We start from the raw sequence: 15,158 nt of genomic DNA on the forward strand, positions 1-15,158 counted from the left end.
ATATGACAATTTTACCATCACTTGATATTTTTGAAAAATATATTTCAAATTCTAGAGACAAAGTATTTAGCGACATAAATTGTATTTTTTTTAATGAAAATATTGATGTTTTAATTACATCTAATTATTTAGAATTATTAGAAATGTATTTTGACAACAATGATTTAATACAGGCTTTAATAATAGAATTATCAGATAAAAATAGAACTGTAGTTAATTACGTTGATAACGAACTCCAAAATACCTACGAAAATTTTTACGAAAAAATCTACACTGATAATATTGACTCTTTGGATTGTTTATATGCAATTTCGATTGGAGAAAGTCCAAATATAATTCACTATCAATATTCTAAGAAAAACAAACAAAATTTAAACAAAGAGTTTTTAATTTTTGAATTATTGATATCCAACATTATCTCACTTCATTATTATAATTTTGCCTCAAACACAGAAATTCAAAATTTAATTAAGAACGTTTTTAAACTTCCTAAAAAAATTAGTCGAATTTTGATTTACAATAGATATTCCGAAAGCAATTATTTTCACTTTTTGAAGCATAAATCAATTCACTATTTTAATGCTATCACTGGAAGCAATCAATTTAGAAGGACTGAATTCATACGAATTGAAAACGACCTTAAACAAAATCTTGGAAGAAATCTTGTATTAAAATCAACTAATGATTTAACCAAAATTCATGAGCGTAAAATACTTTTTAATAATTTCATATTAACATTTGACCATTCTTTTAATAGCACAATTGTTTCTGAACCAAGTTGGAAAATTGATATTGAAATTGATAGAAAAATATGTTTAAGCGAATGGAATAAAAAACACCAATATTTTTCTAGAATAAATTAACATATTTAACTTCTTTCATATGGTGCGCTATCGTACATGTTTATAACTGAATCTTACAAACCTCATCCAACAACTCCATTTCATCTTCTGGCAATAACTGCAAGGCAATTTCAAGCAAAGTCATTACATTGACATTATTGTCTTTTGTAAAACTCGACAAACCGTTTGCATCAGGATTAAGCAAAATAATACTTGCTTTTAGCAAATCTGAAACCATTAGATTTAATTCGTTATAAGAAGATACTTTTAGCGGTATGGAAAACGAGTTGGTTTCTTTTGGCTCTGGTTTTAGTTTGCTGAAGTAGCTTCCTTTACTTATTAATTCCAATAATTCTTCCGCTCTTTCTTTATTTTGCATTTCTATTTTCATATAAGATTTATTTTACAATTTCAAACAAATATATAAAATTTCGGTTGAAAACAATCGATTTTTAACAATCATATCAAAACAATCCATTACTTGTAATTTCATTTCTATGAAAAGAGAAAGAAAAAGCGAAATTCCAGAAGTTGTAAAAGAGCTAGGAATTAAGATAAAAGATTTGATTGATGGCAATAAATTAAAGCCAAGAGAAGTTGCTCATGATGCTGAAATGGATGTAGAAAATTTAAGAAAATATATAAAAGGTTCGCAAGAAATGAAAGTAAGCACTTTGTTTAAGATTGCACAAGCTTTAAAAATTCATCCAAGTGAATTGATTAAGGATTTGTAATTAGCAAAAGGAAATTTATGAAAAATCTAATCACATTACATGAAGCAATCATTTTAGTTCTGATAAAGAAAGCCAATCGAACTTCTTCTTTTGATGAAATTGCTAAGGAAATTGAAAAGAGGAATTTATTTCCAGAAAGAAAAGGAAATATTACTCTAAGCGAGCAAATTCAACTAAGAACATCAATATCTTCAAGTAAATACAAACATTTATTTGAAAAAGTTTCAGAAAACGAAATTAGATTTATTTGATCATCCCGATATTTAAAACATCAAAATGGTACAACTATATAATTTAGTTCATGGTAAAGAGTCTTTATCTAAAATCATCGATAAACTAAGAGATTGGAACTTCGAAACATTAGATGGAATTGGCTGTTGTAGAAAACATGACAAATATGCTTTAATTGAATTGAAAGTCTATCATGTTGATAATTATCCTGAAAAAGATAAACTAAACCAATATTATTCTCACTTGCTTTGGAAAGTAGATACAAATCAATTCCCAATAGAAAATTATGAATATGCGCAAGAAGAACTTCGAAGATATGCTGAATTTATAACGGATTGGTTTTCTACAATAAAAGGCGAAACAATATATTTGGTTTATGAAATTAATTTTGCTGGATGTTTTCCCGCAGATGTATTTGGACGAGGTGCAGCAGGCAGAGCTTTTTTAGATGCCATAATTAGCTGTTTTGATGACGACTTATATAAAGTTGGAATTGAAAAAAAAGAGAAAAATCATCCTTTAAAATAATGGAATTTATCAAAGTGTTTATAGTCCTAGGAGAATTTAAAATTTAACAATAAGATCATATAATCTTTGCGGAGCTACTTGCGAAGATTTCTCCTAACGTCGAAATGACAAAACTAAGTGGATAAGCCTTATAAAGTATTCTGACATGAACGTAATGCTAATGCACACAATCAAAACTCATAAAATTAAATGACAGAAATTATAACAATTAAAAATAAACCAAATTGTTTCATTGCAATCTTTCTTCCTTTTGGTCTTTTAATTTTGATTCTTATAATGTTTATTATTCTGCCTATCACATCAGCTGAAAACACTTATCTCCTTTCAATTTTACATTACATTATATTATTAATTCCTTTTTTAGGGTTCTTTATTATATTCCTTAATATTTGGCTATGGAATACTTTTGGAAAAGTTATCTTAGAAATCTCAGTAGAAAAAATAAAAGTCACGAATAAAAACCGTCTTTTCAGTAAACCAAAAGAATATCAAGTTTCTGAAATTGAAAAAATCAGCATTTTAAATCTGGGAATCGAAAGGACTAAATATTGTGTGCGCTTAAATTATTTATTTTCAAAATCACATTATTCGATTGTTATTCAAAAAAGTTCTAAGACAATAAGAATTATTGATTGGTTAACTATTGAGAATGCAAATAATATTCTTGAAAAAATTAATAGAATTGTGAATGAAAAGTAACCTGTTAGCGCGGATTTGCAATCCGTGCCCGCAACAGCAAGACACAGTACAAATAATTTAAAGCCAATCTTTGTGGGCACGGATTCAAATCCGCGCTATCGGAAAGTGTTAATAAACTTTAAGTATATTTAATTTGCAAAATAGTAATCTTTTACTTACTTTTATAATTCTATTCAGAATAAAAACAATTCATTCTATAAAAGATTAACGCCAAATACTACTTCAGGCGCAAAATGAATCTTCCAAAATAAAAATTTAATTCTCCATTTGCTTCATAGAAATTCTATATCCAAACTGAATCAAGAAGCATTTCATTGTATTAACTTTAATATCAATAAAAATGAAAAGAATTATTTTTTTACTCGTAGCTGTTTCTGCAAATGCTTTATTTGTGAGTTGTTCAAAAGAACAAGATTCCAAAGATTCGAATTCTGCAAAAGAAAAGATTGAGATTCCTTTGACTGATTATGGTTTTTATCATAATGAAGCTTTAGATTTATACTATAAAAAATATAAAGGAATTGATGGAAAAACAACTGGTTTGATAATAGACGAAATGTTGGCTGAGCTTAAAATAAAATATCCAGAACAATTTAAAAATATGGATACAAATGAGGTAAAGCTTGCATTTCAGGACATTGATCCAAAAAAATTTGACATGTATTCTTTTTGGAATTCAAAAAAAGAGGAATTATATGCTTCCAATAAAGTATCAAAACGTTTAGGAAGTTTGGTTGACAACATAATTGAAGATGATATGAATTACAACCAATGTATGGTTGCAATTGAAAATTTCAAAAAAGTCAATTATTTATCGAAAACAACTAGTACCTTAACAGTAAATGAGCAAAATGAATTAGTAGTACTTGAAAATGTATTGAAAAGTTCAAATCAATATTGGACTTCTAAAAGCAATCCAACAAAAAAAACAAATAGCCAACCAGGATCAAAAGCAATTGTTGCTGATACAATGGGAGCTTTAATGTTTGTTTACAGCGGTCCAATGTCGATAATCGCTGGAGGCATTTGTTCACTATTTGTTAATGAAGCTATACCTTATGAAGCAGTTCCTTACGAAGAAGAATCGATAAATCTTTAAGAAATAAAAAACTAGCAACAATGATAAATATAGAGTTAAATAAAACTGTAGAAATGTTAGAGAAATTCAACTATAAATACAAATTGAGAAACAGTACTATTACTGTAACTCTTGATTTTTCTCAAAATGTGGTAATTGATTTATCTAATCCTTCAAAAATTATTATTAGAGATCATCTTGAAAATTGGAATTTTTTAACAGGCTGTATCAAAATGAGTCTAAAAAATGCGATTCTGTATAATTTTATTCTGCTTTTATTCTTCGGTTTTTTATGTCAATATTTACAATTTACAGGAAATTCATTAACCAATTTATTTTTAACTTTCATGGGATGGATATTACTATTTTCCACATATTATTTAATCAAACTTGAAGGTTTTAAATTACAACTCAAAACAATTATAAAATAATCTTCTCCCGTTGGCGCGAGCAAGGCGCTCGCGCTAGCACAGGGGATAAAACTTTACAAACACAGACTTTAAAAGCCAACTTATTACATCAGTGTTAGTAAGAAATTTATATATTTGATTATATCAAAAACCAATAGTGCCGATTTGCGTTGGTAATGGCCTTGACGAACGATTCTAAAAAACAGTTTAGCAAGCTGAAATAATTAGAAAAACTAAACTAAAACTCAAATCATGGAAAACTTCGACTGGACTTCTTTCACCAAAAAAATAGCCGTTAAAGCGCCACTCAACGACATTTACAATGCTTGGACAATCGCGAACGAACTAGAAAAATGGTTTCTAGAAAAAGTATCTTTTTTTGATGCGAATCTAGAACCAATCAGCAAAGATCAAAATGTTTCGGGAGGCAATGCTTATGAATGGCTTTGGTATTTGTACGATGATGCTATGAAAGGAAAAATCACTTCTGCCAACGGAAAAGACCAATTGCAGTTTACCTTTGAAGGAAAATGTCTGGTAGATATAAAACTGAGTGAAGAAAACGGTTATACAATTGTAGAACTTCGCCATCATAACATTCCAACAGACGATAATTCGAAACAATATATCAGGCTAGGCTGTTCAAACGGCTGGCATTTTTATTTGACCAATCTGAAATCGGTTTACGAGGGCGGATTGGATTTGAGAAATAAAGATGAGAATTTGAATCCTATGATTAATAATTAAATAATGGATTTAATAGAAATAACATCGGGTCGTATTATTTTGGAGTTTTTAGGAGGTTCGGTTCGATTTCTTGGTTACAATTTATGGACGCTTTCCAACCAAAATGATTTTAAAACATTTTCAAGTTTCTGGTCATCAGGCGGAAGTATCAAAAAAAGAGATGATAACAGCGATCGAAATCATATGATTGGAGTCATCGCTTTAGGAAGTTTTGTAATGTTGCTTATTGTTTTTAACACCTAATTCATCACGCCACAACACATTCCATATTTTTCTCTTCCATAATCTGCATGTCGATTATTTTTTGGGCAACAGTCCCTCTTTCAAATAAACGAATGAATTTGAAAATGGCGCTTACAAAATATCCAGGATTCGAAACCAATCGGGCGACTTCGGTTATTCTCTGGTCTCTTAATTTCGTACAGGCTTCTCTTTCGTTTTCTGGAACTGCTACAAATTCGTTGGCAAATTTCCATGCACCGTTTCTCGCCGTTTCCATACTGAAATCTATAAAGAAATTGTCTACTTTGCCCGTAAATTTTAATATCCACGTAAGTGTTGGCCAAATTTTGATCAAGCACTTTTCGACACCGCCAACCAAATCGCTAAGAATAAAATTTATGTGGTCAAAATCATGTTTTAAATCTTCGATGTCTTCGACTGTACTGACTTCTGCCGAGGCAATTCCTAAATCGAGATTTATATGCGCGTTGATTCCGAGCAATAAATGCTGCAATACAATAGGCCAGAACTTTTCAGCTTGTTCAAAGGCAAATGCCCAGCATTCAGATGGTTTTTCTTTGGCTTGATATTGATAATACGCTTTCAGGTATCGATTGGCAAAAATAACATCGAGTTTTTCCATTCGCTCTCCGTTCTGAAAAGAACCAGCCAAAATACCTTCTTTTACTCTTACCGTAACTTCGCGATACAGAATGGCAAACAAACCTAAATTGCTTTGGTCTATTTTTGATTTTTCTATTATTTGATCTAATAATAGAATTACCTCGTCTATAGTTTCAGCTTGTTTCATACTCATTTATAATTGGTTATGATTAAATTAAGAAGAACGAATTTAATTATTTTAAGCTTTCAATGAACGTTTTTTGAAGTAATTCTCTTATTATTTACTTATTATTTACTTTCTATTATTTCAAAAAAAATCCCAAAAGAAAAACTCTTTTGGGATTGTTGCTGACTTTAAAACGAAAACTAACAATATGTATATTACTCCTCTACTTTAAGAATTTCTAATTTAAGATTTCCTTTTTTAGCAGGCCATTCAATAATATCGCCTTCTTTGTAGCCCACCATGGCAATTCCTTCATCTGAAAGAACCGAAATTTTATTTTTACTCACTTTGGCTTTTTCTGGACCAACAAGAAGAATTGTTTTTTCTTCGTTTTTGATGTGATCTTTATAAGTCACTTTTCGATCTATCGAAACTACGTCTTCAGGCAGATTTTTTCGCAATACTTGCGTAGCATGTTTTAGTTGGTCTAATAAAAGTTCTTCTTCTTGAGCGGTTACTTTTTTTCTCCTTACGTGATCTTTAATTAAATCGTATGTTCCTGTTGTTAAAATTATATGTTGTGACATGACTTTCTTGTGTGTTTCATTCTTTCTAAGACATGACACAACTCTACAGTGAATAGCACGCAAAACGGCATATTCAACGATATCATATCCGGAATAAATGAGATTAAATAAATAAAAATTAAATAGAAAAGAATCCCCTGCCTAGAGTTGTGACAGGGCTAAAGAAATAAACTCTTTTGAGCTTTTTAAGAAAGTATCGTCATGCAAATACAGCAATGTGCATATTAAGCACATCAGACGGCTGTTTGTTAAATAAAAATTTGCAGTGATCATTGTAGTATCAATTCTAATCTTTTAGCAAGATACATTTTTTTCTTACAATAAAAAAAATATAAAATGTACAATACGGTTTTACGTAAGGATTTTGATTTTAAACCATTTATTTTTGAAAAAACTCTTAAAACTATACGAAAAACAAAACCAATGAAGCTAACAATAACGGCATTACTTTTAATTTTAAACTTGAATTTATTGGCACAATCCAATCAGTTTGTTGGCGATTATACTCGTTCTCTTTCCAGCGAAAATCATAAAATTGAATATAAACTGACTTTAAATCCAGACGGAACATTTGAGTTTCATTCTTATTCTAATATACAAGGCGGAAACCCAGAAGAAGGAAACTTATACGGAAAAGGAAAATGGAGCGCAAAAGACAATCTGATTACTTTTTCTTCCGATAAAAAAACAGATTTAGACCAAAAATATACTTTAGATTTTACAAATTCTACGGCAAGATTTATCGTCAAAAATCCGAGAGACAAAAGCGATAAAATAGTCAAGACCAAACTTCAGTTTTTAGAATCGGAAATCTTCTGGATGCGAAGAATTGATATTTTTAAAGTATAAATAAAATGAAAAAAATATTTGTTTTGATTTTTCTTCTTCTATCAATTGTTACATTTTCACAAACCAAAAAAGAGAATCCAATTGATGTTTTAGAATCAAAATATCTTAATAAAGACAATATTTCTAATGCCGACATGTGCAATTGCACCATACAAGCTCGTGAATCTTGGGACAAAGAATTGAACAAATATTACAATTTATTGAAAACGAAACTCCCAAAAGAAGCCTTTGAAACTTTGAAGGAATCTCAAAAACAATGGCTTGTTTATCGCTATAAAGAATATAGCTTTATTTCGAAATACTTTTACGAAGTAAAGCAAGGAACCATGTGGTATGCTGTTGCCGAAAATTTGCTTTTATTTACTTATTCTATTTTGCAGTAGTTTCTAAAATGCAAGTATTAGGACATTGATTTAAGGAAATTATTTGTTTGTCAAAAACCTCAAGAAACAAAGCTCCTCCATTAGTTTTGTATTCTTTTACTGGCGAACTAAAATTATTTTTTTCAAAAACACTGATACGTCCTTCACCTGGAACTGCAAAATAAATACGATTGTCTGAAGTAATTTTAGCATCTGCCAAATTAAGAGTCGACGAGTAACTTTTGGTTGTAACCTCTGTAAAATTTTCATAATCAACATCTGATTGAAAACCAAAATTAGTGCTTACAAAGAAACTTTTATCTTCTGACAAAGCAAATAATCTACTGTCGGCAACAGATTCATTCCAAAGTAGATCTGTAGTGACTTGATCTCCGTTTATATTCAGTCTTCTAATTGCCGACGAACTTCCATATTCACGTCCATCACTATCTAAAATGAAAAAATAATTATCTTTTCCATAAAATAATTTTGCATTTGAAGCAGCGCCAAAAGAACCATTTCTATTTAAAACCTTATCATTTTCAACATTATAAACAAAAAGACCTCCAATGTCTGCATAAGGGTGTTTCTCTATAAATAAGATGTGTCCATTTATTGGAATTGCAGTTAAGATATTGTAATCTGTCTTAAGATTTATAGTTTTCTTAATCTGATGTGTTTTTAAATCTACTAAAAAGACATTTCCATTTATACTTGGAACATATAAGTCTTTCACTCCATTATACTCACCAATAGAGCAAAAGAATATGTAGCCATTTGTTGAAATCTTAGTACTGGTGAGGGAATTTATATCGTAAAACACAATTTCGCCTTCATTATTAATAATGATCATCTCATTTTCAACGTATGGATTTTTAAATGTTTGCCCAGGTCTAAATTTCAAACTTCTAGGATTATCTATCAATCCTAAATTTTTGCTCCAAATTGTTTTTCCATTTATAACTTTAGACACGGCATAATATACTATTTGATCTGTATATTGAGCAGTATCAGAAATACTATTTTCGTTTTGAATAGTAATACTCTTAAGTTTGTTTTTATCATTCATAACATCTTCATGAGATAAAAACGGACTACTCAAGGCATAAACTTTATAACTTTCAAAACCAGCATTAGAGTCTTTATCCCAGGTTACTTTCAAACTCCCATCTGCTGACTTTTCTACAGATGTAATTGCAAATGACAAATCCTTATTTTCGAAAGATAAATGGTTTTTACTTACGACAGCTATAACATTCTTTTCTTCATTCAAGTATTCCGTAACAACAGCATACATTACAAAAGAATTATAGGGCACTTTTGTATCTATAAAACTTGTAGTCCTATTATTTGTAGCTTCAAATACAAGCTCTCCCAAACCTACAACTCCTTCTGGTATAAAAGATTCATTATTATAAGTATCAAATCGATAGACTTTATAACTCTTAAATTTTTCTATGAAAACAGGTTTCCAATGTACCTCTAACTGATTTTGATTTCCTTCTAAACTTATTAATTCGGTTTGTGGCTCGAATACTGCATTTTCAGGAATTGGATCTTCGTCATTGGAGCAATTAATAAATAATAATAAAATAAAAAAACAATAAAAGAACTTTTTAAACTGATTGATATTCATATTTCTTATTGGTTGTAGTATTACTATAGTAGGATCGAATTAAGCGCCGAAGTTATAAAATTTATCCTCTTACTTCTTTTCTTATTATTAAATATTTCATTCAAAAAAATATCCCTGTTTTCTTGCCCAATTGAAGTAAAAAAGAATGCATTAGATCAACTTCAATTTTTATAATAAAAGCGTATGATAAAATACCTTTGTCTCTTTGTTACTAACAACCTTTGCCCCTTTCTTCAAAATTCCCTACTTTCGCCTATTAATCAAGAAAGGAAAAAATGAAGGTCTGTATTGCTGAGAAACCAAGTGTAGCGCGTGAAATTGCATCTGTTTTAGGCGCCAATACCAAGCACGACGGTTATTACGAAGGCAATGGCTATGCTGTGACCTACACTTTTGGGCATTTATGCACCTTAAAAGAACCCAACGATTATAAACCGCACTGGAAAAGCTGGGATCTGAATAATCTGCCAATGCTTCCTGAAAAATTTGAAACCAAAGTGGTTCAGAATTCAGGAATCCAGAAACAGTTTAAAATTATTAAAAGCCTTTTCGAAAAAGCCGAAGTGGTCATAAACTGCGGGGATGCTGGACAGGAAGGAGAACTGATTCAGCGTTGGGTAATGAACGAGGCGAATTACAAAGGCGAGATTCAACGTTTATGGATTTCGTCACTTACAACTGAAGCCATCAAAGAAGGTTTTGAAAACTTAAAACCATCAGCCAATTACGATAATTTATATTACGCCGGATTTTCCAGAGCCATTGGCGACTGGCTATTGGGCATGAATGCCACACGTTTGTATACCGTAAAACACGGCGGCTACAAACAGGTTTTGTCTATTGGGCGCGTGCAAACGCCAACGCTGGCAATGGTTGTAGATCGTTTTAGAGAAATCGAGAACTTTAAGCCTCAGCCGTATTGGGAATTGCAGACATTGTATAGAGAAACACTTTTTAGCTATGAGGAAGGTCGGTTTCTAAATAAAGAAGACGGAGAAATTGTAGCCGCAAAAGTAAAAGAAAGTGATTTTGAAATTGTTTCTGTGGATAAAAAGAACGGAAACGAATATGCTCCAAAACTTTTTGATTTAACCGGTTTGCAGGTATATTGCAATCAGAAATTTGGATTTTCAGCGGAAGAAACGCTGAAAATTGCGCAGACTTTGTACGAGCAGAAAGTAATTACTTATCCCAGAGTAGATACGACTTTTTTACCCAATGATATTTATCCGAAAGTGCCTGGCATTTTGCAGAAATTAACTAATTATGCAGAACTGACTCAACCCGTTTTGGAGAAAAAAATCAAGAAATCGCCAAAGGTATTTAATGATAAAAAAGTAACCGATCACCACGCGATTATTCCAACGGGAGTTCAAAACAATCTGCCGTTCAATCAACAGCAGGTTTATGATATTATTACGAGACGTTTTATTGCCGTTTTTTATGATGATTGTTTGGTTGCCAATACAACCGTAATCGGAAAAGCTGCCGATGTGACTTTTAAAGCAACAGGAAAAGAAATTTTGAAAAAAGGTTTCCGAGTTGTTTTTGAAGATCCAAATGCGAAGGAAAAAGAACCTGATTTATTGCCAAGTTTTACTGTGGGCGAAAAAGGGCCGCATGAACCGTCGTTTCTTCAAAAAGAAACCAAACCGCCCAATCAGTTTACCGAAGCGACTTTACTGCGTGCCATGGAAACCGCAGGAAAACAGGTCGACGATGAAGATTTGCGAGAACTGATGAAAGAAAACGGAATCGGACGTCCGTCAACTCGTGCCAATATTATCGAAACGCTTTTCAAGCGCCAATATATTGTTCGAAATAAAAAACAGGTTTTACCCACTTTAACTGGAATTCAATTGATTGATACGATTCAGAACGAATTGGTAAAATCGGCTGAACTTACCGGAACATGGGAAAAACAGCTAAAAGATATTGAGAAAGGAACTTTCACCGCTGCGGCGTTTATCAGAAACATGAAACATATGGTGGAAGCTTTGGTATATGAAGTTCGAAGCGAAACCAAACGCGCGAACATTTCTCATGCTGCGACGATTCAGAAACCTATTGTAAAAGCTGAAAAAGAGAAAAAGAAAGCTTCTGGAATTTCTGCAGAAACTTGTCCGAAATGTCAAAAAGGAAATATACTGAAAGGAAAATCGGCTTTTGGATGCAGCAAATACAAATCGGGTTGCGATTTTGTATTGCCTTTTGTTTTTCACGATAAAAAAATTACAGAAAGCCAGTATTTACGATTGGTTCAAAAAGGTTCAACTGTAAATATAAAAGGTTTCAAAACTGATTCTGGAACTGTTGAAGGTTTAATTCGTTTTGAGGAAAATTACAAACTGAAATTAGAGCCAAAGAAAACAGATAAAAAAACCGAAGCAAAAGAAAGTTCAGATGCTTTGATGTGTCCGAAATGCAAAAAAGGGACTATTCTAAAAGGCAAAACGGCTTATGGCTGTGCCGAATACAAATCGGGCTGTGATTTTAAGGTTACTTTTGATGAAGTTCGTGCAAAATTAAAAGACCAAAAACCAACTAAGGAATTGGTGTATTCTATTTTGAGTGAAAGCTTTTAAGTTTTTTTTAGCCACGAATTCACGAATTAATTTTTAAAGATTATTGTGTTAATATTATTTACCACAGATTGAACGGATTAAAATGATTCTTTACTCTGTGCATTTTACCAATAATTGCACAAATTTTTTCTCGCAGATTTAGCAGATTTGACAATTTTTATAATGCATAGTACAAAATAAATCTGCTAAATCTGCGTGAGACAAAATCATTTTAATCCGCTCAATCTGTGGCTAAAAATAATTTTGCTTTCAATAATAATTCGAAAAATTCACAGAAAACTTCCATTCCGTTTATCAAGAAAAATTCGTGAATTCGTGGCTAAAAAAAATTTCATACATTAGTACCACATTACCAAACCAAAATATCAAAAAATATGTTTCAGAAAATTACTCTTTTAGCTCTTGTATTAGCCGCAGTTTCTTGCCAGAAAAAAGAAACAGTTGAAAAAGATAAAATCAAAAAAGCCGACTGGTTAATTGGGAACTGGGAAAATAAATCTCCTGAAGGCGTTTTATCTGAAAACTGGCAAAAGTTAAATGACAGTACTTTCAGTGCTTCTTCTTATTTCATTAAAGGAAAAGACACTTTGCATTTTGAAACAATAATTCTGGCTCAACTAGGCGAAACGCTAACATACAAAGCAACTGTAAAAGGACAAAACGACGATAAACCTGTTTTCTTCCCTTCTACTTCTGAAACAGAACAAAAATTGGTTTTCGAAAATCCGAAACACGATTATCCTCAAAAAATCACTTATACAAAAGGTGCCAATAATACTTTGACAGCAGAGATTTCTGGAAATTTGAACGGTAAACCAAGTTCGGAGAAGTTTGTGATGACGAAGAAGTAAGCAAATAGAAATTTAGTAATCCTATTAATATATTAGATGAGAATATATTCATCGCTTCAAATTGGCGATTACCATCGAAATAATTGTGAAGATCATTTATTTGTTGGCGAATATGGCAAAAATAAAATTCTTTGCGCTGTGATGGATGGCTGTACCACTGCTTTAGAAAGTCAATTTGCTTCTTTACTAGTTGGGAAAATTCTAAAAAAAATCTGTATAGAAAAAGGTTATAAAGAATTTATTGAAAAAAAGACAGAACCTATTCTTCCAGAAGAAAATCTAAAGCTTATTTTACAAGATCTATTAAGCGAACTCCGAATTGTTAAAAATCAGTTGCTGATTGATGAGAAAGAATTACTGACAACGCTAATAATTCTTTTATTTGACAAAGAACAAGAAAGTGGTTTTGTGTTGGTAATTGGTGACGGTCTAGTAAATATAAACGGAAAAATAACGGAATTTGAACAAGACAACAAACCCGATTATTTAGGTTTTCATCTTACGGAGGATTTTCAAACTTTTTACAATTTACAAAACCAAAAAATTACATTCAATACATTAAATGATATTAGTATTTCTACTGATGGAATTTTTACTTTCGAAAAATTACTGCCAAAGAAATCTCAAGAAGAAATTGATGTAATTCAATTTTTAACAATTGACAAAGTAAACTCTGAAAAGGATGATATGTTTCCTTTTAAATTGAAGACATTAGAAAATGAATTCGGATTAAAACCAACAGATGATTTCTCAATTATTAGAATTATAAAATAAGGGAATTATAAAATCGCATCTTACTTTATCCGATGTAAAAAATCTACTCATTCTCCCCGATCTTATTCACCATAAAAATCATCAGAATACCTAAAAGCGCCATAATAAGAAACGCCCATTTCATGCTTAAATATTCGGAGATAAAACCAACCATTGGCGGAACCAATAAGAATCCTAAATAACCAATTGTAGATATTGAAGTTAATGCAGAACCTGTGCTTAATTTAGATGATCTTCCGGCAATGCTAAACACCAACGGAACTACGCAAGAAACCCCAAATCCAATTAAAACGTAACCGAAAATAGTTGGGTAAGCATACGGCATGATAAAACAAATTCCGAAACCTGCTGTTATTAAAATTCCGCTGTAAAGAAGGATTTTTTTAGTTCCAAATTTCATTACGCCATAATCACCAAAAATACGTCCCAAAGTTACTGCCGAAGCAAAAAACACGAATGCAGCACTGGTTAATTTTGGAGAAGCTTTTAATATATTTTCGAAATAAATTCCGCTCCAATCGTACATTGTATTTTCGCAAGCCATTGACACGAAGCAGATCAAGGCAAATTTTACCAGATTCTTTTCTGGCATAGAAAAGAACTTCTTTTTAACCGGAACTGGTTCGTTGTGAATACTCATTGGGTAAAAACAGGCCGTCAGCGCCAACATAAAAATACTTACTCCCAATAAATGATGAGATGGTGCAATATGCTGCGTTACCATTACATATCCTAAACCTGCACCCGAAAAAACGGCAATACTCCAAACGGCATGAAAACGCGTAATAATAGATTTTGGATATAATTTCTGCACTTCAAGAGATTGTGCATTTATAGACAAATTGAAAATATTACGAGAAGCTCCAAAAAATAAAAGTATGATGACCAATTGCCAAACAAATGCTGCTAAACCTGGCAAAGACAAAGCAACATTAAACATAACTGCTCCAAGCAACATGATATAACGGCTGCTATATTTATTTAGCAATTTTCCAGTAAATGGCATTGTAAGCATTAGCCCTATTGGGAAAGCAAATAAAACAGCTCCGAATTCGGCTTCAGAAAGTTTCAATTGAGCTTGTATATGTGGAATTCTCGAAACCCAAGAAGAATAACCAAAACCAGAAAGAAAGAAAAAAACGGTATTGGCAATACGATATCCTCGAGGCGTATTTTGAATCTTTTTAAAGAATGGTAAAATCATGAAATCGTTTTTCAGACTGCAAAATTAAG

Annotated in this window: 19 protein-coding genes; 14 read left to right on the forward strand and 5 right to left on the reverse strand. The window is 31.5% G+C overall.

The window, feature by feature from the left end:
- Positions 1–2 precede the first annotated feature (2 nt).
- Complete coding sequence (locus tag BLP44_RS06595; RefSeq protein ID WP_091130754.1) at positions 3–863, forward strand: hypothetical protein; 861 nt, start codon at positions 3–5, stop codon at positions 861–863.
- A 40-nt stretch (positions 864–903) separates the two neighbouring features.
- Here the strand turns inward: BLP44_RS06595 and BLP44_RS06600 are convergent, their stop codons facing one another.
- Positions 904–1,233 carry a hypothetical protein gene (locus BLP44_RS06600; RefSeq protein WP_091130760.1) on the reverse strand — a complete coding sequence of 110 codons (330 nt, stop codon included), beginning with the start codon at positions 1,231–1,233 and terminating at the stop codon, positions 904–906.
- 106 nt (positions 1,234–1,339) lie between these two features.
- On the opposite strand from BLP44_RS06600, the gene BLP44_RS06605 reads away from it, so the two are divergent.
- The 8 genes from BLP44_RS06605 (at position 1,340) to BLP44_RS06640 (ending at position 5,512) form a co-directional block, all read left to right on the forward strand.
- Positions 1,340–1,576: a helix-turn-helix domain-containing protein gene (locus BLP44_RS06605; protein ID WP_091130769.1), complete on the forward strand. Its 237-nt coding sequence runs from the start codon at positions 1,340–1,342 to the stop codon at positions 1,574–1,576.
- Positions 1,577–1,593: 17 nt separating this feature from the next.
- Complete coding sequence (locus BLP44_RS06610; protein WP_091130770.1) at positions 1,594–1,827, forward strand: hypothetical protein; 234 nt, start codon at positions 1,594–1,596, stop codon at positions 1,825–1,827.
- Between the two features lie 25 nt (positions 1,828–1,852).
- The gene (locus BLP44_RS06615) at positions 1,853–2,335 is read left to right on the forward strand and encodes a hypothetical protein (RefSeq protein WP_091130771.1); all 483 of its coding nucleotides are present in this window, start codon (positions 1,853–1,855) and stop codon (positions 2,333–2,335) included.
- A gap of 189 nt (positions 2,336–2,524) precedes the next feature.
- Positions 2,525–3,034 (forward strand): hypothetical protein, encoded by a 510-nt coding sequence (locus BLP44_RS06620; RefSeq protein WP_091130772.1) that lies wholly within the window; start codon positions 2,525–2,527, stop codon positions 3,032–3,034.
- A gap of 340 nt (positions 3,035–3,374) precedes the next feature.
- On the forward strand, positions 3,375–4,133 hold the full coding sequence (locus tag BLP44_RS06625) for a hypothetical protein (protein ID WP_091130773.1): 759 nt from the start codon (positions 3,375–3,377) through the stop codon (positions 4,131–4,133).
- Between the two features lie 20 nt (positions 4,134–4,153).
- Positions 4,154–4,543, forward strand: a complete 390-nt coding sequence (locus tag BLP44_RS06630) for a hypothetical protein (protein ID WP_091130774.1) — start codon at positions 4,154–4,156, stop codon at positions 4,541–4,543.
- Between the two features lie 231 nt (positions 4,544–4,774).
- On the forward strand, positions 4,775–5,269 hold the full coding sequence (locus tag BLP44_RS06635; RefSeq protein ID WP_091130775.1) for an SRPBCC family protein: 495 nt from the start codon (positions 4,775–4,777) through the stop codon (positions 5,267–5,269).
- Between the two features lie 3 nt (positions 5,270–5,272).
- Positions 5,273–5,512 (forward strand): hypothetical protein, encoded by a 240-nt coding sequence (locus tag BLP44_RS06640; protein WP_091130777.1) that lies wholly within the window; start codon positions 5,273–5,275, stop codon positions 5,510–5,512.
- A 4-nt stretch (positions 5,513–5,516) separates the two neighbouring features.
- On the opposite strand, the gene BLP44_RS06645 is transcribed toward BLP44_RS06640, so the two are convergent.
- Positions 5,517–6,308, reverse strand: a complete 792-nt coding sequence (locus BLP44_RS06645; protein ID WP_091130780.1) for a DUF5995 family protein — start codon at positions 6,306–6,308, stop codon at positions 5,517–5,519.
- 188 nt (positions 6,309–6,496) lie between these two features.
- Entirely contained in the window at positions 6,497–6,868 is a 372-nt protein-coding gene (locus tag BLP44_RS06650) for a GreA/GreB family elongation factor (protein ID WP_066032362.1), read from the reverse strand.
- A gap of 423 nt (positions 6,869–7,291) precedes the next feature.
- Here BLP44_RS06650 and BLP44_RS06655 point away from each other — a divergent pair, with 423 nt between their 5' ends.
- Entirely contained in the window at positions 7,292–7,717 is a 426-nt protein-coding gene (locus tag BLP44_RS06655) for a copper resistance protein NlpE N-terminal domain-containing protein (RefSeq protein WP_164085574.1), read from the forward strand.
- Between the two features lie 5 nt (positions 7,718–7,722).
- Positions 7,723–8,100: a lysozyme inhibitor LprI family protein gene (locus BLP44_RS06660; RefSeq protein ID WP_066032364.1), complete on the forward strand. Its 378-nt coding sequence runs from the start codon at positions 7,723–7,725 to the stop codon at positions 8,098–8,100.
- Here the strand turns inward: BLP44_RS06660 and BLP44_RS06665 are convergent.
- Positions 8,087–9,715 carry a fibronectin type III domain-containing protein gene (locus tag BLP44_RS06665; protein WP_091130786.1) on the reverse strand — a complete coding sequence of 543 codons (1,629 nt, stop codon included), beginning with the start codon at positions 9,713–9,715 and terminating at the stop codon, positions 8,087–8,089. The genes BLP44_RS06660 and BLP44_RS06665 overlap by 14 nt on opposite strands.
- Before the next feature lie 275 nt (positions 9,716–9,990).
- Between BLP44_RS06665 and BLP44_RS06670 the strand changes: the two genes are divergently transcribed.
- The 3 genes from BLP44_RS06670 (at position 9,991) to BLP44_RS06680 (ending at position 13,925) form a co-directional block, all read left to right on the forward strand.
- Positions 9,991–12,300 carry a type IA DNA topoisomerase gene (locus tag BLP44_RS06670; protein ID WP_091130790.1) on the forward strand — a complete coding sequence of 770 codons (2,310 nt, stop codon included), beginning with the start codon at positions 9,991–9,993 and terminating at the stop codon, positions 12,298–12,300.
- A gap of 374 nt (positions 12,301–12,674) precedes the next feature.
- Positions 12,675–13,151: a DUF6265 family protein gene (locus tag BLP44_RS06675; RefSeq protein WP_091130792.1), complete on the forward strand. Its 477-nt coding sequence runs from the start codon at positions 12,675–12,677 to the stop codon at positions 13,149–13,151.
- A 36-nt stretch (positions 13,152–13,187) separates the two neighbouring features.
- Complete coding sequence (locus BLP44_RS06680) at positions 13,188–13,925, forward strand: protein phosphatase 2C domain-containing protein (RefSeq protein ID WP_091130796.1); 738 nt, start codon at positions 13,188–13,190, stop codon at positions 13,923–13,925.
- Between the two features lie 43 nt (positions 13,926–13,968).
- Here the strand turns inward: BLP44_RS06680 and BLP44_RS06685 are convergent, their stop codons facing one another.
- Positions 13,969–15,129, reverse strand: coding sequence for an MFS transporter (locus BLP44_RS06685; protein ID WP_066032369.1), 1,161 nt, complete (start codon positions 15,127–15,129; stop codon positions 13,969–13,971).
- Between the last annotated feature and the right edge of the window lie 29 nt (positions 15,130–15,158).

The organism is Flavobacterium anhuiense, assembly GCF_900101855.1.
Taxonomy (GTDB): Bacteria; Bacteroidota; Bacteroidia; order Flavobacteriales; family Flavobacteriaceae; genus Flavobacterium; species Flavobacterium anhuiense.